Raw genomic sequence first — 24,951 nt, 5'->3', positions numbered from 1 at the left:
GGGCGGGTGGCCTCGTCGTCGGGGCCGGCGGTGCAGGGGCGAAGGGGGTCACCCCCGGGCGGCGAAGATCTCCCGGGCGGTGGCGAGGTTGGCGTGGACGCCGGTCGACAGGTCGACGTCGCTCGGGCGGGCGATGAGGTCCTGGATCGTCCGGCCGACGATGCCGCCGACGATCGCGAGGGCGACGCGCGCGCGGTCGGGGGTGACGCCCGCGCGGGTGATGAGGTGGCCGACGAGCTCCTCGGCGAGCCCCTCGACGTGGGCCTGGACCCGCTCGTGGAGCTGCGGGTTGCGCTGGACGATGTCGTGGAGGCGCTGCCAGTCGCCGGCGGTCGCCTGGTCGCCGCCGAGCGCCTCGACGACGACGAGGGTCAGGTCCTCGAGCAGGTCGCCGGTCGGCCCGCCGGAGCGCAGCAGCTCGACCTGCTCGTCGGTGACGTGGGGCAGGGCGCCGAGGACCGCCTCCTCCTTGGAGGAGACGTGGTTGAAGAGCGTGCGTCGTGAGCACCCCACCGCGCGGGCGAGGTCGTCGGAGGTGAACCCCGAGTACCCGCAGTCGACGGCCAGCCTCTGGGCGGCCGCGATGATCGCGCTGCGGCGGTCCCCCTTCGCCGTCCTTGCACTGATGCTCATGGAGTGCAGTCTTGCACTGTGGCCCCCTCAGTGCAAAACCGTCTGCATTGCCCTAGGGCAATGCAGACGCCCGGAGCCCGCCCCCCGGGTGGGGGAGCGGGCTCCGGGCGGTGCGGTGCGGGTCAGGCGTCGACGGGCACGAGGCGGCCGACGAGGCCGCGCAGCTCGCTGTCGAGATCGGCGTCGACGAGCTTGCCCTCGGTGAAGGCCTCGTACGAGGCGCCCAGACCGAAGGTGTCCTCGACGACGGCCGCGCCGGCGACCTGGAGGCAGCGCACGGCGTCCTGGCGCGCCCACTTGGCGGCGTAGGGGGAGCCGGAGGCGGCCATGACGATGGCCGGCTTGTCCTGGATCGCGGCCTCGCCGCGGGGGCGGGAGAGCCAGTCGATCTGGTTCTTGACGACGCTGCTCAGCGTGCCGTTGTACTCGGGGGTGACGACGATGACCGCGTCGGCGGCCGCGGTGGCCTCGCGCAGCTCGGCGGCGATCGCGGGGACGGAACCCTCGACGTCGAGGTCCTCGGAGTAGTGGGGCAGCTCGGCGCCGCGGTCGAAGACGGTCGCGGTCGACCCCTCGGGCAGGTGAGCGAGGGCCGCCTCGGCGAGGGTGCGGTTGGTGGAGCCGGCGCGCAGGCTGCCGACGAGGACGAGGACGTTCATGGGGACTCCCGCAGGTGGTGGAAAGTTTGATGGTCAAGCACTTGACCAGAGATAGGGTGCGCGTCCGTCCTCGATAATGTCAAGTCCTTGACCAATGCCCTACCCTTGGCCCATGACCCCCGACGAGCTCGCTCCCGCAGCCTGCGCCGGCGCGGACGGCGCACCCCCGCTCGTCAACCTCCTCGCCAGGGCGCAGGCGGCCTTCGTCGCCGACTTCGACGCCCGCCTGCGCGCCTCCGAGATCGAGCACCTCTCGCTCGCGCACTCCAGCAACGTCCTGCGTCACCTCTCCGACGGACCGCGCCGCGCGCGCGAGATCGTCGACCGCTGCGGCGTGACCAAGCAGGCGGTGAGCCAGCAGATCGCCCACCTCGAGCGCAACGGCTTCGTCGCCGTCGGGCGCGACGACGAGGACCAGCGCGCCCGCGTCGTCAGCCTCACGACGAAGGGGGAGTGCGCCCAGGTCGTCGTCCGCCGCCTCTTCGTCGAGGTCGAGGAGGAGTGGGCCGCCCGCATCGGGGGCGACGAGGTCGCCGCGATGCGGGCGGCCCTCACCGATCTCCTCGGTGACGGCTCCTGCTGATCAGGCGGTCTCGAGCGTCCCGCTCGTCTCGCCGTGCTTCTTGCACGTCCCCGTCCAGCCGGACCGGTCGCGCTCCACGGCGAGCTTGCGTCGGCACGTCGTGCAGTGCACGGGCGGCTCGACGGCCAACCGCTGCCGGCACACGACGTGGTTGCCGCGGTTGGCGGAGTTGCCGCAGTGTCCGCAGTAGGTGACGGCGATGACGGGCGGGATCGCCCCGAGGGTGTCGGGGTCGCTCCAGCCGGAGTCCCCGGCGGTGGGCAGGTCAGTCATGCCGCCGATTCTCTCCCATGGACCCCGGGTGGTGCGCGGCGGTGCCGCCGATCAGCCCCCGAGCAGGTCGGACAGGCTGCTGCCACCCCCGCCGCCGGAGCTCTGGTGGCCACCGTCGGTGACCGACTCGGCCGGCTGGACGAGCACGTAGCCCTGCCCGCCGAAGGCCATCTGGAAGGTCTCGCCCGTGCCACCGCGGATCATCGACTTCAGGCCACCGGTGTCGACCCTGATGTCCATCCGGACGCCACCGGTCCACATGACGACCGCCTGGGCGTCACCGAAGGTGGGCGCGCTGCCCACGTCGAGGGCGACGGGCTCTCCCTTCGTCGTGATCGCGACGTAGCCGCTGCCGCGCAGGGTGACGTTGTACAGGCCACCCGTCATCGCCGCGCCGCGGGCCTGGATGCGGTGGATGTCCCAGTCGATGGAGGAGGAGAAGGCGAGGATGCTGTTGCCGTTGACCGAGATCATGTCGTTCTCCAGGTACATCACCTGGATCTCCTGCGCCTCGTTGGCGACGAAGAGCTCGCCCTGGCCGGAGCAGGTCATCATGTTGACGCCCTCGCCGGTGGTGGCCTTCTTGAGCATCTTGCCCAGGCCGCCGGAGCCCTGGTTCTCGAAACGGATGTCGCCCTGGTAGGCAACCATCGAGCCCGTGCGGGCCATGACCGGGCCGTGGCCCATCTGGATCTTGAGCAGCTTCTTGTTCTGGAGGGAGAACTGGTCGGAGCTCTGCTCCTCCTTGAACTCGTGGAAGAGCGAACCGTGGATCGGCATGTCTGTGGGCCCCTTCGGCAGTTGCGGCGTCCCCCTGTGGGCGCCGACCCTGCAAACTGTAGAGGGCGCGCCCGGCGGCATCTAGGGTGAGAGCTCCCCATGACGCAGGGGGACAGCCACCGCAGCGAAGGGACGCGCATGAGCTTCTTCGACAAGGCCCGCGCAGGGGCTGAGCTCGGCGAGATCGACCGGCACTACCGCGACCTCGGCCTGCTCGCGTACCTCGCCGCGACCGGCCGGGCGGTCGACCCGGCGGCGCAGCAGCAGCTGCTCGCGGTGCTGCGCGGGCACGAGGAGCGCGGGGCGATCCGCGACTTCGTCCTCGGCACGACCGGGCAGCCGGCGGTGGGTGCGCCGCCCGTCCCGCAGCGACCCGGTGGCTCCGACGGGATCCCGCAGCCGCCGCCGGAGCGCGCCGGTCGGCACGGGGACTTCCTCGAACAGCCCCGCTCGTCGGGGCCCGCGCCGGAGGGCACGTGGGCGCCGAGCGACCCCGACGGGACCACCGGTCCGCGCCCGACCCCTCCGCCGCCCCCGAGCATCGGTGGCACGTGGGGCCCACCGCAGCAGGGGAGCGCCGGTCCGGCGCGCTGGCAGCCCGTCCGCGCCCGCGACGACGAGTAGGACCCGGAGCGAAGGGGAGCCCCGGTCAGCTGACCCCGACAGCTGTCGCGAGCCCGGCCGGCAGGGCGAAGGCCGCGACGCAGATGCCGTAGAGGACGAATGTCTGCCACGGGGCCGGGTCGTCGGCGACGAGCAGCCGGATCCGGGTGGCGGCGGCGCCCGCGCCGGCGCTGATCCCGAGGACCCCCGGTTCGCTCGCGCCGGCGGCCTCGGCGAGGGAGACGATCGCGCGACCCAGCGCGACCTCACCGGCCTCCTCGCGGGCCGCGCGGTCGGCGAGGACCTCCACGAGCAGGGCCACCTCGCGCAGCGCCGCGTCGGTGCGCAACCACGCGGGGGTGGCCGTGTGCAGCACGGTGAAGAACTCGAGCACCAGGTCGTGCCGCTCGCGCAGGTGGGCCTCCTCGTGGGAGACGACGGCAGCGAGCTGGTCGTCGGGCAGCGCGGCGAGCGCGGCCTCGGTGATGACGAGCCGGGAGCCGGCGCCCGGGACGCAGTAGGCCGACAGTCGGTGGGAGGGCAGGACCCGCGTGTGGTCGCCCTCGTGCCGGCCGACGATGTCGACGAGCTGGCGGTGCGCGTCGCGGGCGGCCCGGATCCGCGTGCCGACGCTGTGGCCGTTGCCGAGCAGCCGCACGAGCACACCGGTCGAGGCGAGCGTCGCGACGACGAGCACGACGACCCCGGGGACGGTCGGCAGGGGGTGGGGCCGCAGCCACGCGACGGGGGCGGCGGTGAGCAGGCACAGCACCGCGGAGAGGGAGAGCGACTGCCACACGAGCAGGGCTGCGCGCGGGCTGCGGCGCAGGCGCTCGATGCGCACGAGCAGGCGAGGTGCGGTGAGGAGTGCCGCTGCGCAGAGCAGCAGCAGGGCGGCGATCACCCGTGCGAGTCTGCCGCACCCCTGCCGCGGCGTCGGGGGCGATCCCCCTTCGCCTCGACCTCGGCCATGGCCTCGCGGACGGCGGCGAGGTCGTCAGGGCTCGCCTCGTTGAGGAAGTGCAGGATCGCCGCCTGCCGGTCCGCGCTGCTCAGGTCGTGCAGCGGGCTGCGCATGGCCTCGGCGGTGAGCGACTCGCGGCTCGAGGCCGGGCGGTAGCGCCAGGCACGGCCGTCGCGCTCGCGGGTGGTGACCCCCTTCGCCTCGAGGCGGGAGAGGACGGTCATCACGGTCGTGTACGCGGGGTCGCGGCCGGCGAGCCGGTCGAGCACCTCGCGGACGGTGAGCGCGGCGTCCTCGGCCCAGAGCACGTCCATGATCGCCTGCTCGAGGTCACCCAGGGATGCGTTCTTGGGCACGGGACGCCCCCTCCTGCTCGATGGTGACGACCCGGTCCATGCGGTCCAGGCCGACGTCGTGGTGGGTCACCATGATCACCGATCGACCGCGCGCGTGACGCATCAGGTCCGCGAGGACCGCGTCGGCGGTCGGGTGGTCGAGGTGCGCGACGGGCTCGTCCAGGAGGATCACCGGACGGCCGCTCGCGATGGCGCGGGCGATCGACAGCCGGGTGCGCTCGCCGCCGGAGACGCCGAGCCCGTGGGTGCCGAGCCGGGTGTCGAGGGCGTCCTCCAGCGCGTCGAACCAGGCGCCGAGACCGGCCTGGCGAAGGGCGTCGACGAGCGCCTCGTCGTCCGCCTCCGGCGCTGCGAGCGAGAGGTTGTTGCGCAGGGTCGCCGCCAGCACGTGCGGCTCGTCGTCGACGATCGCGAAGAGCGAGCGCACGTCCTCCAGCCCCAGTCCCGTGACGTCGGCGCCGTCGACGGTGTACGCGCCGCCGGTCGGGTCCAGGTGGCGGGCGAGCACCGCGAGCGCGGTGGACTTGCCGGCGCCGTTGGCCCCGGTCAGCGCGACGTGCTCGCCGGGCTCGACCACGAGGTCGACCGGGCCGAGGTCGGTCCGGGCCCCGGTCCACCCCGCGGTGACGCCCCGCAGCTCCAGGCGCGGCGCGCGGGTCCGGATGGCGCAGGGGGAGTGCAGGGGCACGGGCCGGCGCCCGTCTCCTGCCACCGCCGGTGCCTGGTCGAGCAGCGCGTCCAGGCGCTGCTGGCAGGCCCGGGCCCGGGCGAGGGCGCGGGTGGCGTCGGTGAGGACACCGAGGGCCTCGCCGGTCGCGACGGGCGCGAGGACGAGCAGCGCCATGACCGGGGTGTCGGCACCCGAGGTCGTGGCGAGGGCCGCCGCGGCGAGGGTGGCCACGCCGGTGATGACGAGGACCAGCGCGGCGGTGAGAGAGCGGCCACGCGACTGGCGGGCGATGCTCGAGCGCAGCCGCTCGTGCGCCTGCGCCAGCCAGCGGTCGGCGGTCGCGCCACCCCCGATCGAGCGCAGCTCGTCGGCGTGCTCGGCGGTGAGGTGGGCGACGCGGGCGGCCTCGGCCCGCGCCGCGAGCACGGAGGTCTGCGCCCGCGACTCGAGCCGGTCGGCGACGAGCGCGGTCGCGCCGGCGGCGAGCAGCATGCCAGCGAGGACGAGCCCGACGCGCGGGTCGACGAGCGCGGTGAGCGCCGCGGCGAGGACCCCGGCGAGCAGGGCCGAGAGTGCGGGGACGGTGACGCGCACCGAGGCCTCGACGACCTCGGTGAGGTCGTCGACGACGCCGGTGAGCACGTCGGCGCGACCCCGCGAGCCGAGGCGGGCGGGGGTGAGTGGGACGAGCGCGGCGTACGTGGCCGTCCGCCGCTCGGCGAGGTCGGCCAGCGCGGCGTCGTGGCTGCGCAGGCGCTCCCAGTAGCGGAAGACCGGGCGCGCCAGGCCGAAGGTGCGCACCGCGACGATCGCGGTGAGCAGCAGCATGATCTGGGGTCGCTGGTCGGCTCGGACGATGAGCCACCCCGAGGTCGTCGTCAGGGCGATCCCGGAAGCGGTGGCGACACCGCCGAGGAGGCCGGCGACGACCAGTCCGCGGTCGAGGCGAAGGGGGCGGGGCAGGCGCGGGCTCATCGGGCCACCAGCTCCCCGAGGCGGACGTGCGCGGCTGCGCGGCCGACGAGGTCGGGCTGGTGCGTCACGGTCAGGACCGTGCGTCGACGGGCGAGACCGGCGATGACCTCGCCGATGGCAGCGGCGGAGGCGGGGTCGACGTGCGCGGTCGGCTCGTCGAGGAGCACGACGGGCGCGGGGGAGAGGAGCGCGCGGGCGAGCACGAGCCGGGCCCGCTGGCCCGCGGAGAGCCCGAAGCCGTCGTCGCCGATGGGGCTGTCGAGCCCGTCGGGCAGGGCCGCGACGGCGCCGTCGAGCCCGACCTCGCGCAGCACGCGCCAGATCTCGTGGTCGTCGACCGGCCCGGCGATCGTCAGGTTGGCCCGCAGGCTCCCGGCCCCGAGGAAGGGCCGCTGCGTCACGAGGTGCACCTCGCCCGTGCGGACCTCGCCGGCATCGGGTCGGCGGATCCCCGCGATGACCTCGAGCAGCGTCGTCTTGCCGCACCCGGAGGGGCCCGTGACGACCGTCAGACCCGGACCGGCGGTGAGGTCGACGCCTTGGAGGACGCGGTGCCTCGTGCCCGGGTAGGTGTAGTCGACGCCGGTGACCTCGACCCCGCCCGTCGCGCCCCCCTTCGCCCGCACCGTCCCGGACGAGCGCGGCTCGAGCTCGGCGAGGACCTCCTCGAGGGCGGCGGCGCCGTCGGCGGCGGAGTGGAACTCCGTCCCCACGCGCCGGATCGGCCAGTAGGCCTCGGGCGCGAGGAGGATCGCGGTGAGCCCGACCGAGAGCGCGATCGAGCCGTGGGTGAGGCGTAGGCCGACGGCGACCGCGACGATCGCGACCGAGATCGTCGCGAGCAGCTCCAGCGCCGCGGCCGACATGAAGGCCAGGCGGAGCGTGCGCATCGTCGCCCGGCGGTGGCGCTGGCTCACCGTGCCGATGGTCTCCACCTGTCGGTCCGCGCGCCCGTACGCGACGAGCGTCGGCAACCCGCGCATGACGTCGAGGAAGTGCCCGGCCAGGTCCGTCAGCGCACCCCAGCGGCGGTCGGTGTCCTCCTGCGTCGTCGCGCCGATGAGTGCCGCGAAGAGCGGCAGCAGCCACACCGTGAGGACGACGACGAGCGCGCTCGGCCAGTCCACGACGACGAGGCAGATGATCGCGAGCGGTGGCACGACCGCGGCCGAGACGAGGGCGGGCAGGTACTTCGCGATGTACGGCTCGACGGTGCTCGTGCCCTGGGTCGCGAGCGTGAGCGCCACGTCCTGGGAGGGCCGCTCGTCGATCGTCCGCTCGCGCCAGACGGCGAGCAGCTGCTCCCGTAGCCGGGTCGCGACGAGCGCACCCGAGCGGGCGGCGATGGTCTCCGAGGCCGCACCCAGCAGGGCACGAAGGGCGAATAGCCCGCCGGTCCACAGCGCCGGCTCGAGCAGCGCCTCCCCCCGCACGACGGCGACGACGAGTGCGGCCAGCGCGAAGGCGGTCGCGATGGTCGAGATGCCTTGTGCCACACCGATGCCCGCGAGGACAGCGACGGGCCTCCGGGTGGCCGGGACCACCCGGAGGATGCGCGGGTCGAAGGGACGCATCGTCAGTGCACCTCGACGCGCTGCGGCAGGTGCTCGACGGTCAGGCGGCGGCGGAAGACCCAGTAGGTCCACGCCGTGTACGCGAGCATGATCGGCGTGAAGACGACCGCGGCCCAGGTCATGATCTCGAGGGTCAGCGGCGAGCTCGCGGCGGCGTCGAGGGTGAGGTCGGCGCTGTCCCCCCGACCGTTGATCGCGTTGGGGAAGAGCATGAGGAAGTAGCTCACGACGGTCAGGCCGATCGTCACGGAGGTGCCGGTGAAGGCCAGGCCCTCCGCCCCCTTCGCGTTGGCGGCGATGGCGGCGAGGAGCGCGACGGCGGCGAGGCCCGCGACCACCCACGAGCCGGCGGTCCCGCGCTGCAGGCCGAGGGTGGCGAAGAGGGCGACGGCGAGGACGGCGGAGACGAGGCCGGCCCTGGTCGCGACCGCGCGCGCCTCGGCCCGGATCGGCCCGTCGGTCTTCAGCGCGAGGAAGTGCGCGCCGTGCGCCATGCACAGGACGGTGAGGGTGAGGCCACCGAGCAGCGCGGTCGGCGTGAGCAGGCTGAGGAGCGACCCGTCGAACTCCGTGTACCGCGTGCTGCCCATCGTGTGCTCGGTCATCGGCAGGCCGGCGACGAGGTTGGTGAGCGCCACCCCGACGAGGAAGGGGGCGATGTACGAGCCCGCGACGATCGCCAGGTCCCAGCGGCGCACCCACTCCGCGTCGTGACGCTTGTGCCGGTACTCCAGGCCCATGTTGCGCAGGATGAGCGTGACGAGCAGGAGCAGCAGCGCGAGGTACATGCCGGAGAACATCGTGGCGTACCAGTGGGGGAAGGCCGCGAAGGTCGCGCCGCCCGCGGTGAGCAGCCACACCTCGTTGCCGTCCCAGTGGGGGCCGATGGTCGTGAGCATCGTGCGGCGGCGGTCCTCCTCGTCGTGCTCTCCCTCGAGCACCGGCAGCAGCATGCCGACCCCGAAGTCGAAGCCCTCGGTCACGAGGTAGCCGGTCCACAGGACGGCCAGCAGGACGAACCAGATGGTGATGAGATCCATGTCGGTGCTCCCGGGTCAGTAGGCGAACTCGAGCGGCTCGTCGTCCTCGACGAGGCGGGGTTCCTCGAAGGGGTCGGCGCCGCGGCGGATGTAGGACAGGAGGAGCTTGACCTCGACGACCGCGAGCCCGCCGTACAGCAGGGTGAAGACGATCATCGAGGTCCACACGTCGGCGCTGCCCACGCTCGGGGAGACGGCGGTGTGCGTGGCCATCTCGCCGAAGACGACCCACGGCTGGCGACCGACCTCGGTGAAGATCCAGCCGAAGCTGTGGCCGAGCACGGTCGCGATCGGGGTGAGCACGATGAGGGCCTGGACCCAGCGCTGCATCGGGACACGGTCCTTGCGGGTGGCCCACAGGACCCACGCGCCGACGGCCATGGCGAAGAAGCCGGTGGCCATCATCAGCCGGAAGTTCCAGTAGGTCATGGCGATCGGCGGGATGTAGGTGCCGGCCTGCGTCAGCTCGCCGTCGGAGAAGGTCGCTCGGTACTCGTTCTCGAGGTCGACCATGCCGCGGACCTGCCCGTCGAAGCTGCCGGTGCCGAGGAAGGAGAGCAGGCAGGGGATCTCGATGACGTGCGTGGGGTCCTCGCCGCCGAGCCCGGCGACGGTCAGGACGGAGAAGGGGGCGCACTCGCCCGCGGGCGGGGTGTCGTACAGGGCCTCGGCCGCCGCCATCTTCATCGGCTGGACCTCGGTCATCACCTTGCCCTGCAGGTCGCCGCTGATCGCGACGCCCATGCCGGAGACGAGGACGACGACGGCCCCGAGGCGCGCCGCGTGGCGGTACATCCTGCGGTCGGCGTCGGGTCCCCCCTTCGCCCGGTGCAGGCGCAGCTTGTGCAGCGCGACGGCCATGACGAGCGCGCCACCGACGAGGTAGCAGGCGGTGATGACGTGGGGGAAGGCGACGAGCTGGACCTTGTTGGTGAGGATCGCGAGGAAGTCGGCCATCTCGGCGCGGCCGGTCTCCGGGTTGATCCGGTAGCCGACGGGGTGCTGCATGAAGGAGTTGGCGGCGAGGATGAAGTACGCCGACAGCAGCGTGCCGATGTGCACGATCCACATCGTCGCGGCGTGCAACCGCTCGGGGATGCGTCCCCAGCCGAAGATCCACAGGCCGAGGAAGGTCGACTCGAGGAAGAACGCGAGCAGCGCCTCGAGCGCGAGCGGCGCACCGAAGATGTCCCCGACGAAGCGGCTGTAGGAGGACCAGTTCATCCCGAACTGGAACTCCTGGACGATGCCCGTGACGAGCCCGAGCGCGAAGTTGATCGTGAAGAGCTTGCCGAGGAACTTCGCCATCCGCAGGTGGCCCTCGTCGCGCGTGCGGATCCACCGCGAGTGGTACCAGGCCACGATCGCCGACAGGCCGATCGTGACCGGCACGAAGAAGAAGTGGTACACGGTGGTGATCGCGAACTGCCACCGCGCGAGGTCGAGCACGTCCATCGCATCTCCTACGACGTCTAGTACTACAGATCGTCGTAGACGGTACGCCTGTTGCGGGGCGGGTCCAAACCTCGTCCGTCCCAGGTTTCTCGGGTGACCCGAGAAACCTCGCCTTCGCAAGAGTTTGAAACTCTTGCGAAGGCGAGGTTTGTCGGGTCGAGCGAAGGGGGGTCACCCCACCCGCTGCAGCCCCCGCTGGCCGTCCGCGAGCTCGAAGCTCGCCTGGGTCCGCACCGCGGAGCCGCGGGTCGTCACCCTGTCGAGCGAGCGGAAGTCGGCGCGCATCGAGGTGGGGGTGATGCTCGTGCGCACGTACCCGCGCTGGTTGCCGGAGAACTTCAGGTGCGGGTTCCACGCCATGATCGGGTCCGACCACGCCCCGTTGCCGTCGCCGCCCGAGGTGATGGACGTCGTGACGAGCTCGGTCCCCACGACGGCGCTGTCGGGGTCGGCGTAGTCGGCCTTGAGGTCCGCGGCCCAGTGCTTGTGCACGTCGCCGGTGAGCACGACGGGGTTGCGCACCCCTGCGTCGACCCAGGCCTGGGTCACCCGGTCGCGCGAACCGGTGTACCCGTCCCAGCTGTCGTTGCTCGTGTGGAGCAGCTCCGGCTCGACCTTGCCGTCGCGCTGGGCGAAGAAGACCTGCTGACCGAGGAAGTCCCAGCGGGCGCGGCTGCGGGAGAAGCCGTCACGCAGCCAGGCTTCCTGGGCGTCGCCGGTGAGCGTGCGGCTCGGGTCGCTCGCCTCCGCGCAGTTGGTGTCCCACCCGTCCCCGCAGGCCTGGTCGTCGCGGTACTGGCGGGTGTCGAGCATGTGGAAGTTGGCCAGCTGACCCCACTGCATCCGCCGGTAGATCCGCATGTCCGGACCGTTCGGGAGGGAGGAGCGGCGCAGCGGCATGTTCTCGTAGTAGGCCCTGAAGGCGTTGGCCCGGCGGGCGAGGAAGCGCTCGGGGGTGTCGTTCCACTGGTCGGCGCGCTGGTTCTCCGGGATGCCGGCCGCCCAGTTGTTGTCGACCTCGTGGTCGTCCCAGACGACGAGCCAGGGGGCGACGGCGTGCGCCGTCTGCAGGTCGGGGTCGGCCTTGTACTGCGCGTGCCGCAGCCGGTACCCGCCGAGGGTCACGGTCTCGGTGCCCGCGTGCGTGCGGACCGCGGTCGGGTTGCCCTTGCCCTCGTACTGGTAGTCGCCGAGGTGCAGGACGAGGTCCGGCTGGTCGTCGGCGAGGTAGCGGTAGGCGGTGAAGTACCCCGCCTCGAAGTGCGCGCAGCTCGCGAAGGACATCGCCAGGGACGAGGGCAGCTCGTGCCGCGCCGGGGCGGTCCGGGTGCGGCCGACGGGGCTCAGGTGGCCGTCGACGCGGAACCGGTACCAGTACTCGCGGCCGGGACGCAGCCCCTCGACCTCGACGTGCACGGCGTGCGCGTCCTCGGGGCGGGCGACGGCGGTGCCGCGCGCGACCGGGCGGCCCATCCCCTCGTCGGTCGCGACCTCCCACTGGACGGCGACCGCGCGGCTGGGCATGCCTCCCTTCCCGTCCTCGGCGAGCGGCTCGAGCGCCAGGCGGGTCCACAGGACGACGCCCGAGGGGGTCGGGTCGCCGGACGCGATCCCGAGGGCGAAGGGGGAGACCCGGATCGGTCCGGTGGCGACGAGGAGGGAGGTGGCGGGGGCGGCGGACGCAACCGCGGAGGTCGTGGCGATGGTGCCGGCGGCGAGACCGCCGGCGAGGACGTGGCGACGGGAGAGGGTCATGGCAGCACGCTCCCGCAGCGACGTGAACCCACCGGGCAGGCCGCGTGAACCAGACCCTCCCCCTTCGTGGTCCGGCCATGAAGACCCGGTCAGCGAACAGTCAGGCCCGCGGCACCCGGTACCGCACGAAGGCCGGGCTGACGGCGGTGGCGACGAGCGTCAGCACGATGACGAGCACGCCGCCACCGATGGTCGTCGCCGCGGTGCCGATCTCCCCGGCGACAAGGCCGTGCAGCACGTCGGCCACGCGGGGCCCGCCGGCCACGACGACGACGAAGACGCCCTGCAGGCGTCCGCGCATCGCGTCCGTCGCGGAGGTCTGCAGCATCGTCGAGCGGAAGGCCGCGGACGCCGTGTCGGCCGCGCCGCCGATGGCGAAGGACACGCACGCGATCGCCAGCCACGGCACGACGAGCCCGTCGGCCAGCGCGACGGCGACACCGAAGCCGATGATCGCGCCGCCCCACACGAGGATCGCGGCGGTGACCGCCAGCCCCTGCCGCTCCACCCGGGAGACCCAGCCCGACATCACGCCGCCGAGGAAGGCACCGATCGGCATGGCCGCGAAGAGCACGGCGAAGGCCAGACCGCCTTCGGCCGGCCCGCCGAAGTCGACGTGGGCCATCTCCGGGATGAGGGCGCGGGGCATGCCGAAGACCATCGCGATGAGGTCGACGACGAAGGACATGAGCAGCACCGGCTGCGTCGCGAGGTAGGCGAACCCGTCGACGACCGAGCGGACGCCGGGGGAGGAGCCGGCGACGACCTCGACCGGCAGCGGCGGGAGGGAGATCACCGCGCGGAGCGTGGCGAAGAGGAAGAGCGTGTCGACGAGGTAGAGCCACGAGAACCCCAGGACGGGGATGAGCGCGCCGCCGACGAGCGGCCCGGCGATCGCGCCGCCGGTGAAGACCGTCATGTTGAGGGTGTTGGCCGACGGCAGCAGCTCGACCGGCAGGATCCGCGGCAGCACCGCCGAGCGGGTCGGCTGGTTGACGCCGAAGAAGGCCTGCTGCACGGAGAAGATCGACAGCAGCAGCCAGACGTTGGTGTTGCCCAGGGCCGCCTGGACCCAGAACGCCGCGGAGGTGAGGATCAGCCCCCACGTCGTCACCGTGAGCAGCCGCCGCCGGTCGAAGTGGTCGGCCAGCGAGCCGCCGTAGAGCCCGAAGACCACGAGCGGCACGAGCCCGAAGAGCCCGGTCAGCCCGACGTAGGCGCTCGACCCGGTCATCGAGTAGATCTGCGCCGGGACCGTGACGACCGTCAGCTGCGCCCCGATGACCGTGACGATCTGGGCGGTGAAGAGACGACGGTACGCCGGGACCTGGAGGGGTCGGGTGTCGGCCAGCAGGCCCCGGAGGCGACGCACCGCGTCACCCTACGCTCCGCCGTCAGATGAGCTCGGCGGCCGCCTCGGCGACCTTTTCGTGCTCGGACCGCAGGCGCTTGAGGAAGTCCCGGGTCCGGGCGTGCTGCGGGTTGTTGATGACCTCGCGCGGCACGCCCTGCTCGACGACGACGCCGTCGTCCATGAAGACGACCCGGTCGGCGACGTCGCGGGCGAAGGCCATCTCGTGGGTGACGACGATCATCGTCATGCCCAGCCCGGCGAGGTCACGCATGACCTCGAGGACCTCACCGACGAGCTCGGGGTCGAGGGCGGAGGTCGGCTCGTCGAAGAGCATGAGCTTGGGCTTCATGGCCAGCGCCCGCGCGATCGCGACGCGCTGCTGCTGCCCGCCCGAGAGCTGGTTGGGGTAGGCGTGCGCCTTGTCGGCGAGACCGACCTTGTCGAGCAGGTCCTGCGCCTCGGCGCGCACCTCGGCCCGCGGTCGCCTCTGCACCTTGACCGGGGCCTCCATGACGTTGTCGATCGCCGTCATGTGGGGGAAGAGGTTGAACCGCTGGAAGACCATGCCGATCTCCCGGCGCTGGGCGGCGATCTCCTTGTCCTTGAGCCGGTGCAGCCTGGAGGCGTCCGGCGTCCCGGTGTCGCGGTAGCCCATGAGGTCGCCGTCGACCCAGATCCGGCCGGCCTGGATGTCCTCGAGCTGGTTGATGCACCGCAGGAAGGTCGTCTTGCCCGAGCCCGACGGACCGAGCAGGCAGACGACCTCACCGGCCGCGACGTCCATGTCGATGCCCTTGAGCACCTCGTTGCTGCCGTAGGACTTGCGGACCTGCGCCGCGCGCACGAGTGGCTGGCTCACTTGCCGCCTCCGATCGTCAGACCCATGAGGCGGGTCCTCGTCGTGTCCGTCGAGGTCTGCGTGGCGGTGTTGCCGTAGCCGCGTCCGAAGCGACGCTCGAGGAAGTACTGACCGACCATGAGGACCGAGGTGATGACCAGGTACCACATGCAGGCCGCCATGAGCGTGGGCATGATCTTCAGGGTCCGGTTGCCGATGGCCTGCGCCTGGAAGAACAGCTCGGTGCTCAGGGGCAGCGCCATGAGCAGCGAGGTGTCCTTGAGCATCGCGATCGTCTCGTTGCCGGTGGGCGGGATGATGACCCGCATCGCCTGCGGCAGGATGACCCGGCGCATCGACAGGCTCGGCTTCATGCCGAGCGCGGCGGCGGCCTCGCGCTGCCCCTCGTCGACCGACATGATGCCGGCGCGGGCGATCTCGGCCATGTAGGCCGCCTCGGACAGGCCCATCGCGAGGATGCCCCAGATGAGCGTGTTGCTGATGTCGTTGACGTTGAGCGTGAGGATCGTGAGGTCGCTGCTCAGCCCGAGCGCCCCGGCCAGCTGCTGGCTGAAGGGGAAGGGGCCGATGTCGAAGCGCGGGTACAGGTAGCCGATGCCGGTACCGAAGAGCACGACGAGCACCAGGCGCGGGATCCCGCGGAAGAACCACGTGTACGCGAACCCGACGAGCTTCAGCACCGGGTTGTCCGACAACCGCATGACGCCGATGACGACCCCGAGGCTCACCCCGATGATCATCGAGCCGATCGTCGCGAGGATCGTGCCCTTGAGCAGCCCCTCGAGGACGGGGCTGTAGTTCATCACCTGGAAGGCGAAGGGCCAGTCCCAGCGCTCGTTGGTGACGAAGCTGGAGACGATCATCGCGAGGACGACCGCGATGACCACGAGGGCGACCCACCGCCCGGGGTGGCGCACGGGGACGGCCTTGATCGGGCCCGTGTCGAGAGCGGCGGAGGTCCCCCCTTCGCCGGGCGTCGGGGGGACTCTCACGCTGTGGTCCGCGGTCATCAGGGGTTGACGGCGAACTCGTCGATGCCGCCGGACTCGTTGCCCCAGTTCTTGAGGATCTCCTCGTACGAGCCGTCCTCCTTCATGCTCTCGAAGGCGGCGGCGATGGCCTCGCCGAACTTCTCCTGGCCCTTGGGGACGACGATGCCGTAGGGGGCGGAGTCGTAGGTCTCGCCGAGCGCCTCGAGCTTGTCACCCTGCTGCTTGACGGCGTAGAGGCTGATCGGGGAGTCGGCCGCCATCGCCTCGGTCTTGCCGGAGACGAGGCTCGCGGTGACCTTCGACTGCTCCTGCTCGATGACGAGCTTGATCTTGTCGTCGCACTTCTTGTTGAGCGCCTCGAGCTCGTCGAGCTGGACGGTGCCCTTCTGGACGCCGACGGTCTTGCCGCACGGGTCCTTGGGGTCGACCTCGGCCGGGTTGCCCTTGGTCGTGACCCACTGCGTGCCGGCGTCGAAGTAGCTGATCATGTTGACCGACTTCTTCCGCTCGTCGTTGATCGTGAAGGAGCTGACCGCGACGTCGTACTTCTCGGAGGTGACGCCCAGGATCAGCGAGTCGAAGGGGGCATTGCTCCACTCGGTCTTCAGGCCCATCTTCGCCGCGGCGGCGTCGAAGAGGTCGACGTCCATGCCCTCGACGGTCTTGCCGTCGTCACCCAGGAACTCGTTGGGCGCGTACGAGGCGTCGGACCCGACCTTGAGCGTGCCCTTGCTCTTGACGTCCTCCGGCACCAGCGACGCGACGTCCTCGTCCACCGAGACCTCGGCGGCCGACGTGGGGGAGTCGGACCCGCCCCCGCTGCCCTCGAGCGTGTCGGAACCGCACGCGGACAGGGCAGCCGTCCCGAGGGCGAGGGTGGTGAAGAGAGCGACGTGGGCACGGCGCATGGTGGTCCTCCAGATGCACGAGGGGGCACTGGGTACGTGCCCGGTGCGGGACATCGTGCCATCGTGCCGGTCCCAACGGGGAGCACCCCGCCGCGACCGTCACTCAGCCGTGACTCCGATCAGCTGCGGTCACGCGCCAGGAGCGCCTGGACGAAGACCCGCTCGATGTCCCCCGGCGTCTCGGCGATGTAGCTCGTGCCGCCGGTCTCGTCGGCGATCCTCTGCAGGGCCGTGGGGTTGGCCTCGCCCATGCCGATGGTGATGACGCGGACGGGGCGCTCGGCGTCGTAGGAGTCGTCGAGCTTCCTCAGCAGCTGCTTCAGGCTCAGGCCACCGTTGGGGTCGTCGTTCTCCCCGTCGGTGAAGACGACGATCGAGTTGACGTAGTCTGGGTCGTACTCCTTGACCATCTTCTGGTGGGCCGCCCAGATCGTGTCGTACAGCGCGGTGTCCCCGCCGATGTACTCGTCACCGTCGCCGACGAGCCGTCGCAGGGTGTCTCGCTGGGTGCCCCAGCCGACCGTGGCGTCGAGCCGACGGATGGGCGCGAGCTCGCGGTGGTCGGCGGTCCTGGTCAGGTCGCTGCTGAACATCCAGCCGCCGACCTGGCTGCCCGCAGGCAGGATGTCGACGCCCTTCTGCAGCGAACCCTGGGTGACGTCCCAGCGGGTCAGGCCGGGGGTGGGGCTGTCCCACTCCATCGAGCCGGAGACGTCGATGACCGCGAGCATGCGCATGTCGGTGCGCATGAGGTCCCACTGCTCGACGGCGGCCAGGCGTTCGTCGCGGTCGAGCGGCTCGAGCTCGGTGAGCTCTGCCGCGGCGCGGCCGTCGACCCGGGGGCCGCCCCGACCGCTGGAGTCGCGGAAGCCCGCCTCGGTGAGCGCCTCGCGCACCTCGAGCGTGCCGAGGCGGGTCCGCGCGCTGTCGGCGGTCCTGAGGGCATCACCGGTGAGCGCCGGGTTGATGATCCACGGGTAGTCGAGCGTCAGCGTCCCCTTCTTCGGCATCACGGCGCGAAGGGGGGCGACCTGCGGGTTCTCGTCGTTGAACGCGGCGATCTGCTGCTCGGACGCGGGGAAGGGTTCGGACGTCCTGGTGTCCGCCCGGTAGTCGGCGAAGAGCTTGTCGAGCGAGGGCGCGGCGAAGCGCGACATGAAGATCAGGCGCTTGCCGGTGTCCAGCCCGATGCGGCCGGGCTGGCCGATCCGGCTGGCGTGGAAGGCCAGTCGGCTCGCGGTGTCGACATCGGGGTTGGCCATGCGCACGCTGCCCTCGGTGTTGAGCAGGGTGCCCCACGACGAGACCGGGCCGACCTCGTCGTCGAGCTCGGTGCCCGCGGCGAGCACGACGGGGGAGGAGGCGATCGACTGGCCCTCGAGCCACTGGCCGCGCGACCGGCTGGAGTCGACGGCGTCGATCCAGGTCGAGCTGTCCGGGATCCACACGTCGGGGGCGTTGCCCTCGCTGATGTCCTTGGCGGCCTGTGCCGCGGAGGTGGAGCTCACCTCGAACTCCGCGCACTCGTCCCGGGCGCTCACCGTGGCCAGGGCCTCCTCGAGGGGGCCGGCGATCTCGGGGGTCGCGGCGACCGTGATCGTCGTGCCGCCGCAGCCGGCGACGTCGTCTCCGCCGCGCAGGGCGGCGAAGGCGCCGCCACCGCAGAGGGCGAGCACGAGGACGATGGCGAGGGGGACGAGCCAGCCGCGACGGGAGCGCCTCGTCGTCGCGCGGTGCTCCCGGCGGGAGCGGGGCGGCTCCGCGGTCCGGGCGGTCTGCGAGGTCTGGGAGGTCTGGGAGGTCTGGGAGGACTCTGCCTCGTCCCACAGGTCGTGTCGCCGCGTGGGGCGGTCGGGGCGGCCGTCGCCACTCATCTTTTCTCCTCCGTGCCGTGCCGTGCCGTGCCTGCCGGACGCTTGGTTACCGGCCGGTCAAGTATGGCCCACGGACCCCGCACGACGGCCTCGTCGGCGCCGTGTGCGGATCGTCACCCACCTGCCATGCTGGTGTGCATGACCAACTTCCTCATCCGCACGGGTGTCAACGCGGTCGCGCTGTGGGTCGCCGCCTGGCTCATCGACGGCATCGTCCTCGCCGAGGACGAGGCGACCTTCGCCTCGACGTTCGCCACGGTCGTCCTCGTGGCGCTGCTCTTCGGCCTGGTCAACGCGGTGGTCAAGCCCATCGCCAAGGTCATCGCCTTCCCCGCGATCATCCTCACGCTCGGGCTGTTCACGTTCGTCGTCAACGCCTTCCTGCTGCAGCTGACGGAGTGGATCGCCTCGCCGCTCGGGCTGAGCTTCGAGATCACCGACTTCTGGTGGGACGCCGTGGTCGGCGCGCTCGTCATCACGATCGTCTCGATGGTCCTCAACTGGGTCCTCCCCGACAAGGAGGACCTCGACCGCTGAGGCCCCGCACCCCTGCATTCCCCTAGGGCAATGCAGACGAGCGGTCGCCCAGAGGCTGCATTCCCCTAGGGCAATGCACCCCTCTGGGGCTGCCTGTGGACAAGTCGCCGCGCGCGACTCGGGATTCGGCCACGGTGGGTCCATGGCCCCCACCAGACCGCGGCACGTCGACATCTCCGCCTTCCAGGACTTGGCGCTCTTCTCGACCGCGCAGGCCCATGACGCAGCGATCTCCGGTCACGACCTGGCCGCACTGGTCCGCCGCGAGCTGATCTGGCGGCCGGCGCCGGGGTGGTACTCGTGCCGCCCGGACGCGACGGACGAGGAGCGCCACGTCCTGCGCGTGGCCGCCAACCTGCGACTCCTCGGGGACGGCGCCGCGGCCTGCCGCGTCTCCGCGGTGCTCCTCCACGGGATGCCGATCGCCCGGTGCGACCTCGCGACCGTCGAGATCGCGGTCCTGGGTGCTGGTCACGGCCGGACCCGCCGCAGCGTGCGCGTCAGCGAGTTCGCGGCGAAGGGGGCGGACTGCCGACTCATCGACGTGCCTCTGGTGGGCGGCCGGGTGCGGGTCGTCGACCCGGCGACGGCGATCGTGGGCATGGCCGCCGCCAACAGCCCGTCGGGGGCGCTCGTGGCGGCGGACCATGCAGTCCGCCACGGGCTGTGCACGGTAGCCGACCTCGAGGAGGGCCTCCGGGTGCGGTCCGGGACGCGAGGTGTCGCGGCGGCGCGTCGTGCCCTGGCCCACGTCGACCCCCGGCACGAGTCGCCGGGGGAGACGCTGACCGCCGCCGTCCTGCGCCTGGGCGCTTGGGAGTACGACCCGCAGGTCTGGGTGCGGGCCGGGGGTCGCTGGTACCGGCTCGACTTCGCGCTGCGGGGTCGCAAGGTCGCCATCGAGTTCGACGGCGAGGTCAAGTACACCGGCCCCGAGGTGATGCAGGCGCAGCTGGCGCGGCAGACCGCGCTCGAGGCGGAGGGGTGGGTCTTCGTGCGGATCGGCTGGGGCGATCTCGACAATCCCTCGATCCTGCTCGGACGCGTCCGCGACGCCGTCGCGGTGGCCGGGCCGGCGTGAGCCCCCCTTCGTGCCCGGACCCCACGCCGACCGTTCGTCTGCATTCCCCTAGGGCAATGCAGCCTCCCGGCCGGATCAGGCGGGGCCGAAGGCCCGAGCCACCTCGATGAGCCGGTCGTTGGCCTCGGGCTCGCCGATCGTCACCCGTACGCCGTCGGTGCCGTACGGGCGCACCGACAGCCCGGCCTCGCCGCAGGCCGCGACGAAGTCGGGCGTCCGCGCGCCGAGCGGGAACCACACGAAGTTCGCCTGGCTCTCGCTCATCTCCCAGCCCGCCTCGCGCAGGGCGTCCAGGACCCGACCGCGCTCGGCGACGATCTCCTTGACCCGCACGTCGAGCTCGTGCTGGGCCTCGAGCGAGGCGATGGCCGCGGCCTGCGCGATGAGGTTGACGCCGAAGGGGGTCGCGGTCTTGCGCAGCGCCTCGGCCACCGGCTCCGGCGCGACCGCGTACCCGACGCGCAGGCCCGCCAGGCCGTAGGCCTTCGAGAAGGTGCGCAGGAGCATGACGTTGTCGTGCCGCCGGCGCAGGTCGAGGCCGTCGACCTCCCCTTCGCCCTCGACGAACTCGAGGTAGGCCTCGTCGACGACGACGAGGACGTCCTTCGGGACCTTGGCGATGAAGTCCTCGAGCTCGGCGTGCTGCACCGACGGGCCCGTGGGGTTGTTGGGGGTGCAGACGAGCACGACCCGTGTGCGGTCCGTGATCGCGGCGGCCATGGCGTCGAGGTCGTGGCGGTGGTCGGCGGTCAGCGGGACCTGGACGGACGTCGCACCGGCGATCGCGACGACGATCGGGTACGCCTCGAAGGAGCGCCACGCGTACACGACCTCGTCACCCGGGTCGCACGTCGACTGGATGATCTGGGCGAGCACGCCGACGGAGCCGGTGCCGGTCGCGATCTGCTCGCGGGGCACGGCGAGGTGGGCGGCGAGCGCGTCGGTGAGGGCGGTGACGCCCATGTCCGGGTAGCGGTTGACCTGCGTCGCCGCCTCCTCGATGACCTTGACGACCGAGGGGAGCGGCGGGTTGGGGTTCTCGTTGGACGACACCTTGTAGACCGTGAGGCCCTCGCGGGGGGCGGGCGGCTTCCCGGCCACGTACGCAGGGACCTGGTCGAGGGCGGGGCGCAGCCGCGGGGTGTCCATGCGCGGCACCCTAACGCCCTCCCCGGTGAGCCCGCGCCAGCGCTTTTGGTGTCGAGTGGGTGAGACGCTAGGTTGGCCCCCACCAGAGATCTGTGGCTCGGGTCACAACCCGCCGCACGCAGCACAGCCGCGGTGCGGGCGACCCCCGTGCCGGGCCGAAGGGAGCACCAACCGTGAGTGACAACGAGGTCACCGGCCGCGCCGGTACCCAGATGGCCGGGGCCTTCGAGCCCTCGCCGGAGAGCGGCCCGAAGCCCCCGTCGGCGATCACCGGCCACTTCTCCGACGACAACCCGGAGATGGTCCAGTTCGTCGACGCCGACGGCAACCGGCTCGCGACCAACGCGACCAACGAGCCGTACGCGCAGATCGTCGAGGACATGACGAGCGAGGACGCGCGCACGATCTACCGCGACCTCGTCCTCGTGCGGCGCATCGACGCCGAGGGCTTCGCGCTGCAGCGCCAGGGGGAGCTCGGTCTGTGGCCGAGCCTCTTCGGCCAGGAGGCCGCGCAGGTCGGGGCCGGCCGCGCCCTGCGCCCCCACGACTACGCCTTCCCGGGGTACCGCGAGCACGGCGTCGCCTGGTGCCGCGGCGTCGACCCGGTGAGCCTCTTCGGCATGTTCCGCGGGGTCAACCACGGCGGGTGGGACTCCAACGAGAACAACTTCCACCTGTACACGATCGTCATCGGCAACCAGATGCTCCACGCGGTCGGCTACGCGATGGGCATCACGGCCGACGGCGCGGTGGGCACCGGCGACCCCGAGCGCGACTGCGCGGTCATGGCCTTCACCGGCGACGGCGGCACGAGCCAGGGCGACTTCAACGAGGCCCTCGTCTTCGCGGCCGTGAGCAACGCCCCGGTGGTCTTCTTCGTGCAGAACAACCAGTGGGCGATCTCCGAGCCCAACGACAAGCAGTTCATCATCCCGCCCTACCAGCGCGCCCGCGGCTTCGGCTTCCCCGGCGTCCTCGTCGACGGCAACGACCCGCTCGCCAGCTACGCGGTCGCCAAGCACGCGCTCGACAAGGCCCGCAGCGGCCAGGGCCCGACCCTGATCGAGGCGTACACGTACCGCATGGGTGCGCACACGACCTCCGACGACCCGACGAAGTACCGCAGCGACGCCGAGGTCGAGATCTGGAAGCACAAGGACCCGATCAAGCGCATGCGAGGCTTCATGGCCGAGCGCGGCCACGCCGACCCGGACTTCTTCGCCGCCGTCGACGCGGAGGCCGACGAGGTCGCCACCCGGATCCGCACGGCGTGCCAGGAGATGCCGGATCCTGAGCTGTCGACGATGTTCGACCACCAGTACACCGAGCCGCACCCGCTCGTCGACGCGGAGCGCGAGGAGTTCATCGCCTACCACGCCGGCTTCGCCGAGGAAGGAGGCCGGGCATGACCGGCACCCGCCTGTCCCTGGCCAAGGGGCTCAACGCCGGTCTGCGCCGCGCCATGGAGGAGGACCCCAAGGTCGTCCTCCTCGGTGAGGACGTCGGCAAGCTCGGCGGCGTCTTCCGCATCACCGAGGGCCTGCAGAAGGACTTCGGCGAGCACCGCGTCCTCGACACCCCGCTCGCCGAGTCCGGCATCGTCGGCACCGCGGTCGGCCTGGCCCTGCGCGGGTACCGCCCGGTCGTCGAGATCCAGTTCGACGGGTTCGTCTACCCGGCCTTCGACCAGATCGTCAGCCAGGTCGCCAAGATGCACGCCCGCTCCCTCGGCCACCTCCGGGTGCCGATGGTCATCCGCATCCCCTGCGGCGGCGGCATCGGCGCGGTCGAGCACCACAGCGAGTCCAACGAGGCCTACTTCGCGCACACCGCGGGCCTGCGCGTCGTCTCCTGCAGCAACGCGGCGGACGCGTACTGGATGATCCAGCAGGCGATCCGCACCGACGACCCGGTGATCTTCTTCGAGCCCAAGCGTCGCTACCACGAGCGCGGCGAGACCGAGATCGACGAAGGGGGGTCCCCGGACCTCGGTCTGTACGACGCCCGAGTGGTCCGGGAGGGCAGCGACGCGACACTGCTCTGCTACGGCCCCATGGTCAAGACCTGTCTCCAGGCGGCTGCGGCCGCGCAGGAGGAGGGCCGCGACCTCGAGGTCGTCGACCTGCGCAGCCTCAGCCCGCTCGACCTGCCGACGATCATCGAGTCGGTCAAGAAGACTCGCCGGGCGGTCGTCGTCCACGAGGCGTCCACCTTCGTCGGCCTGGGCGCGGAGATCGTCGCGCGCATCCAGGAGGAGTGCTTCTACCACCTCGAGGCGCCCGTCCTCCGGGTCGGTGGGTACAACATCCCGTACCCGCCCAGCCGCTTCGAGGATGAGTTCCTCCCGACCCTCGACAGGGTCCTCGACGCCGTCGACCGCTCGCTCGCCCACTGACCAGGAGGACCCCCGTGGCCGTCCAGCTCTTCAACCTGCCCGACCCCGGCGAGGGCCTCACCGAGGCCGAGGTCACCACCTGGAAGGTCCAGGTCGGTGACGAGGTCGCCGTCAACGACATCGTCATCGAGGTCGAGACCGCCAAGTCGCTCGTCGAGCTCCCGATCCCCTTCGCGGGCACCGTCGTCGAGCTCCTCGTCGCCGAGGGCGACACCGTCGACGTCGGTGCCCCGATCATCTCGGTCGAGGTCGCCGGCGCGGCCCCGGCCAGTGCCCCGGCCGCGCCGGGCGAGACCGAGGAGGCCTCCGGGCCGAACCTCGTCGGCTACGGCGCCAAGGCGGGCAGCACCCGTCGGCGTGCCCGCCGGGGAGGCGTCGCCCCTGCCGCGGAGGCGGCTCCTTCACCGGCTCCCGAGCCACCGGCGGCGCCCGTGGCTGCGGCCCCGGCGCCGCTCACCGGGGCGCAGACCCGCGCCCTGGCCAAGCCACCGGTGCGCAAGCTCGCCAAGGACCTCGGCGTCGACCTGCAGTCGGTGACCCCCACCGGCGAAGGGGGCATCGTCACCCGTTCCGACGTCGAGTCGGCGGCGTCGGGTGCGTCGGCCGCCCCCGTCGAGACGGTTGCTGCGCAAGCTCCTCAGGGAGCGGTGGGCCAGGTGGGCCGCCGAGCGCCGGGTCAGGACGTCCGGGTCCCGATCAAGGGTGTGCGCAAGGCGACCGCCGAGGCGATGGTGGCCTCGGCCTTCACCGCACCGCACGTGACGGAGTTCGTCACCGTCGACGTCACGGCGATGATGGACATGGTCGAGCGGCTGAAGCGGGACAAGGCCTTCAAGGACGTCAAGGTCACGCCCCTGCTGCTCGTCGCCAAGGCCTTCTGCCTGGCGCTGCGCCGCAACCACGAGGCCAACGCGAGCTGGGACGAGGCGGCGCAGGAGATCGTCCTGCACGCCGACGTGAACCTGGGCATCGCCGCGGCGACGCCGCGCGGACTGCTCGTGCCCAACATCAAGGCTGCCGACTCGCTCTCGCTGCACGACCTCGCCGCCGCGCTCGGCGGGCTCGTCGCGACGGCGCGCGAGGGTCGCACCCAGCCGGCGGACCTCGGCGGCGGCACGGCGACCATCACCAACGTCGGCGTCTTCGGCGTCGACACGGGCACGCCGATCCTCAACCCCGGCGAGGCGACGATCCTCGCCTTCGGCGCGGTCCGCCGCATGCCGTGGGTCGTCACGGCTGCGGACGGCAGCGAGTCGATCGAGCCGCGCTGGGTGACCCAGCTGGCGCTCTCCTTCGACCACCGGTTCGTCGACGGCGAGCTCGGCTCCAAGCTCCTCGCCGATGTCGGAGCCCTCCTGCACGACCCCGGCACCGCCTTCCTCTGGGCCTGACCCCCCCCGCAGGACCCGGGTCCGAGCCCGCAGACCTGAACCCGCATTCCCCTAGGGCAATGCGGGTTCAGGTCTGCATTGCCCTAGGGGA

Annotated in this window: 24 protein-coding genes; 7 read left to right on the top strand and 17 right to left on the bottom strand. The window is 72.0% G+C overall.

The genetic code is table 11. From position 1 onward, the window contains the following. Positions 1 to 48: 48 nt before the first annotated feature. Both ABC138_RS07625 and ABC138_RS07620 read right to left on the bottom strand, forming a co-directional pair. Positions 49 to 633, bottom strand: coding sequence for a helix-turn-helix domain-containing protein (locus ABC138_RS07625; protein WP_345913167.1), 585 nt, complete (start codon positions 631 to 633; stop codon positions 49 to 51). A gap of 122 nt (positions 634 to 755) precedes the next feature. Further along, entirely contained in the window at positions 756 to 1,292 is a 537-nt protein-coding gene (locus tag ABC138_RS07620) for an NAD(P)H-dependent oxidoreductase (protein ID WP_345913166.1), read from the bottom strand. Between the two features lie 112 nt (positions 1,293 to 1,404). On the opposite strand from ABC138_RS07620, the gene ABC138_RS07615 reads away from it, so the two are divergent. After that, on the top strand, positions 1,405 to 1,875 hold the full coding sequence (locus ABC138_RS07615) for a MarR family transcriptional regulator (RefSeq protein WP_345913165.1): 471 nt from the start codon (positions 1,405 to 1,407) through the stop codon (positions 1,873 to 1,875). On the opposite strand, the gene ABC138_RS07610 is transcribed toward ABC138_RS07615, so the two are convergent. Then, on the bottom strand, positions 1,876 to 2,148 hold the full coding sequence (locus ABC138_RS07610) for a hypothetical protein (protein ID WP_345913164.1): 273 nt from the start codon (positions 2,146 to 2,148) through the stop codon (positions 1,876 to 1,878). It lies immediately after the preceding gene. A gap of 51 nt (positions 2,149 to 2,199) precedes the next feature. After that, on the bottom strand, positions 2,200 to 2,928 hold the full coding sequence (locus ABC138_RS07605) for an AIM24 family protein (RefSeq protein WP_345913163.1): 729 nt from the start codon (positions 2,926 to 2,928) through the stop codon (positions 2,200 to 2,202). A 99-nt stretch (positions 2,929 to 3,027) separates the two neighbouring features. Here ABC138_RS07605 and ABC138_RS07600 point away from each other — a divergent pair, with 99 nt between their 5' ends. Then, positions 3,028 to 3,552: a hypothetical protein gene (locus tag ABC138_RS07600; RefSeq protein ID WP_345913162.1), complete on the top strand. Its 525-nt coding sequence runs from the start codon at positions 3,028 to 3,030 to the stop codon at positions 3,550 to 3,552. 25 nt (positions 3,553 to 3,577) lie between these two features. On the opposite strand, the gene ABC138_RS07595 is transcribed toward ABC138_RS07600, so the two are convergent. The 12 genes from ABC138_RS07595 to ABC138_RS07540 all read right to left on the bottom strand — a co-directional run bounded on the left by ABC138_RS07595 (position 3,578) and on the right by ABC138_RS07540 (position 18,307). Beyond that, entirely contained in the window at positions 3,578 to 4,435 is an 858-nt protein-coding gene (locus ABC138_RS07595) for a M56 family metallopeptidase (RefSeq protein WP_345913161.1), read from the bottom strand. Next, positions 4,432 to 4,851 (bottom strand): BlaI/MecI/CopY family transcriptional regulator, encoded by a 420-nt coding sequence (locus ABC138_RS07590; protein WP_082807726.1) that lies wholly within the window; start codon positions 4,849 to 4,851, stop codon positions 4,432 to 4,434. The genes ABC138_RS07595 and ABC138_RS07590 overlap by 4 nt, the downstream gene beginning before the upstream one ends. Further along, complete coding sequence (gene cydC, locus ABC138_RS07585) at positions 4,826 to 6,496, bottom strand: thiol reductant ABC exporter subunit CydC (RefSeq protein ID WP_345913160.1); 1,671 nt, start codon at positions 6,494 to 6,496, stop codon at positions 4,826 to 4,828. Before cydC ends, ABC138_RS07590 begins: the two co-directional genes overlap by 26 nt. Next, complete coding sequence (gene cydD / locus ABC138_RS07580; RefSeq protein WP_345913159.1) at positions 6,493 to 8,070, bottom strand: thiol reductant ABC exporter subunit CydD; 1,578 nt, start codon at positions 8,068 to 8,070, stop codon at positions 6,493 to 6,495. Before cydD ends, cydC begins: the two co-directional genes overlap by 4 nt. Positions 8,071 to 8,072: 2 nt before the next feature. Further along, entirely contained in the window at positions 8,073 to 9,110 is a 1,038-nt protein-coding gene (cydB, locus tag ABC138_RS07575) for a cytochrome d ubiquinol oxidase subunit II (protein WP_068328879.1), read from the bottom strand. Between the two features lie 15 nt (positions 9,111 to 9,125). Next, positions 9,126 to 10,565: a cytochrome ubiquinol oxidase subunit I gene (locus ABC138_RS07570; RefSeq protein WP_345913158.1), complete on the bottom strand. Its 1,440-nt coding sequence runs from the start codon at positions 10,563 to 10,565 to the stop codon at positions 9,126 to 9,128. Between the two features lie 171 nt (positions 10,566 to 10,736). Next, positions 10,737 to 12,320 carry an alkaline phosphatase D family protein gene (locus tag ABC138_RS07565; protein WP_345913157.1) on the bottom strand — a complete coding sequence of 528 codons (1,584 nt, stop codon included), beginning with the start codon at positions 12,318 to 12,320 and terminating at the stop codon, positions 10,737 to 10,739. A gap of 100 nt (positions 12,321 to 12,420) precedes the next feature. Next, positions 12,421 to 13,692, bottom strand: coding sequence for an MFS transporter (locus ABC138_RS07560; RefSeq protein WP_345913156.1), 1,272 nt, complete (start codon positions 13,690 to 13,692; stop codon positions 12,421 to 12,423). Positions 13,693 to 13,714: 22 nt separating this feature from the next. After that, entirely contained in the window at positions 13,715 to 14,533 is an 819-nt protein-coding gene (locus tag ABC138_RS07555) for an amino acid ABC transporter ATP-binding protein (RefSeq protein WP_345913155.1), read from the bottom strand. Next, on the bottom strand, positions 14,530 to 15,525 hold the full coding sequence (locus tag ABC138_RS07550) for an amino acid ABC transporter permease (RefSeq protein ID WP_345913154.1): 996 nt from the start codon (positions 15,523 to 15,525) through the stop codon (positions 14,530 to 14,532). Before ABC138_RS07550 ends, ABC138_RS07555 begins: the two co-directional genes overlap by 4 nt. A 17-nt stretch (positions 15,526 to 15,542) precedes the next feature. Continuing rightward, on the bottom strand, positions 15,543 to 16,433 hold the full coding sequence (locus ABC138_RS07545) for an ABC transporter substrate-binding protein (RefSeq protein ID WP_068328894.1): 891 nt from the start codon (positions 16,431 to 16,433) through the stop codon (positions 15,543 to 15,545). Positions 16,434 to 16,552: 119 nt separating this feature from the next. Then, positions 16,553 to 18,307 carry a substrate-binding domain-containing protein gene (locus tag ABC138_RS07540; protein WP_345913153.1) on the bottom strand — a complete coding sequence of 585 codons (1,755 nt, stop codon included), beginning with the start codon at positions 18,305 to 18,307 and terminating at the stop codon, positions 16,553 to 16,555. A 138-nt stretch (positions 18,308 to 18,445) separates the two neighbouring features. Between ABC138_RS07540 and ABC138_RS07535 the strand changes: the two genes are divergently transcribed. Together ABC138_RS07535 and ABC138_RS07530 are read left to right on the top strand one after the other, a co-directional pair. Further along, positions 18,446 to 18,844 carry a phage holin family protein gene (locus tag ABC138_RS07535; protein WP_345913152.1) on the top strand — a complete coding sequence of 133 codons (399 nt, stop codon included), beginning with the start codon at positions 18,446 to 18,448 and terminating at the stop codon, positions 18,842 to 18,844. A gap of 142 nt (positions 18,845 to 18,986) precedes the next feature. Continuing rightward, positions 18,987 to 19,925 carry a hypothetical protein gene (locus tag ABC138_RS07530; protein ID WP_068328900.1) on the top strand — a complete coding sequence of 313 codons (939 nt, stop codon included), beginning with the start codon at positions 18,987 to 18,989 and terminating at the stop codon, positions 19,923 to 19,925. A 75-nt stretch (positions 19,926 to 20,000) separates the two neighbouring features. On the opposite strand, the gene hisC is transcribed toward ABC138_RS07530, so the two are convergent. After that, positions 20,001 to 21,074: a histidinol-phosphate transaminase gene (hisC, locus tag ABC138_RS07525; protein WP_345913151.1), complete on the bottom strand. Its 1,074-nt coding sequence runs from the start codon at positions 21,072 to 21,074 to the stop codon at positions 20,001 to 20,003. Positions 21,075 to 21,247: 173 nt separating this feature from the next. Between hisC and pdhA the strand changes: the two genes are divergently transcribed. From pdhA to ABC138_RS07510, 3 genes are read left to right on the top strand one after another with little or no spacing between them, the layout of a single operon-like run. Continuing rightward, positions 21,248 to 22,483 (top strand): pyruvate dehydrogenase (acetyl-transferring) E1 component subunit alpha, encoded by a 1,236-nt coding sequence (gene pdhA, locus ABC138_RS07520; RefSeq protein WP_345913150.1) that lies wholly within the window; start codon positions 21,248 to 21,250, stop codon positions 22,481 to 22,483. Beyond that, positions 22,480 to 23,469: an alpha-ketoacid dehydrogenase subunit beta gene (locus ABC138_RS07515; protein ID WP_068424226.1), complete on the top strand. Its 990-nt coding sequence runs from the start codon at positions 22,480 to 22,482 to the stop codon at positions 23,467 to 23,469. Before pdhA ends, ABC138_RS07515 begins: the two co-directional genes overlap by 4 nt. Positions 23,470 to 23,483: 14 nt before the next feature. Then, positions 23,484 to 24,860, top strand: coding sequence for a dihydrolipoamide acetyltransferase family protein (locus ABC138_RS07510; protein WP_345913149.1), 1,377 nt, complete (start codon positions 23,484 to 23,486; stop codon positions 24,858 to 24,860). The last annotated feature ends 91 nt before the right edge of the window (positions 24,861 to 24,951 follow it).

The sequence above is a fragment of the Janibacter sp. LM genome (genome assembly GCF_039631275.1).
Taxonomy (GTDB): domain Bacteria; phylum Actinomycetota; class Actinomycetes; order Actinomycetales; family Dermatophilaceae; genus Janibacter; species Janibacter terrae.
This window is presented reverse-complemented; position numbering and strand designations above follow the sequence as displayed.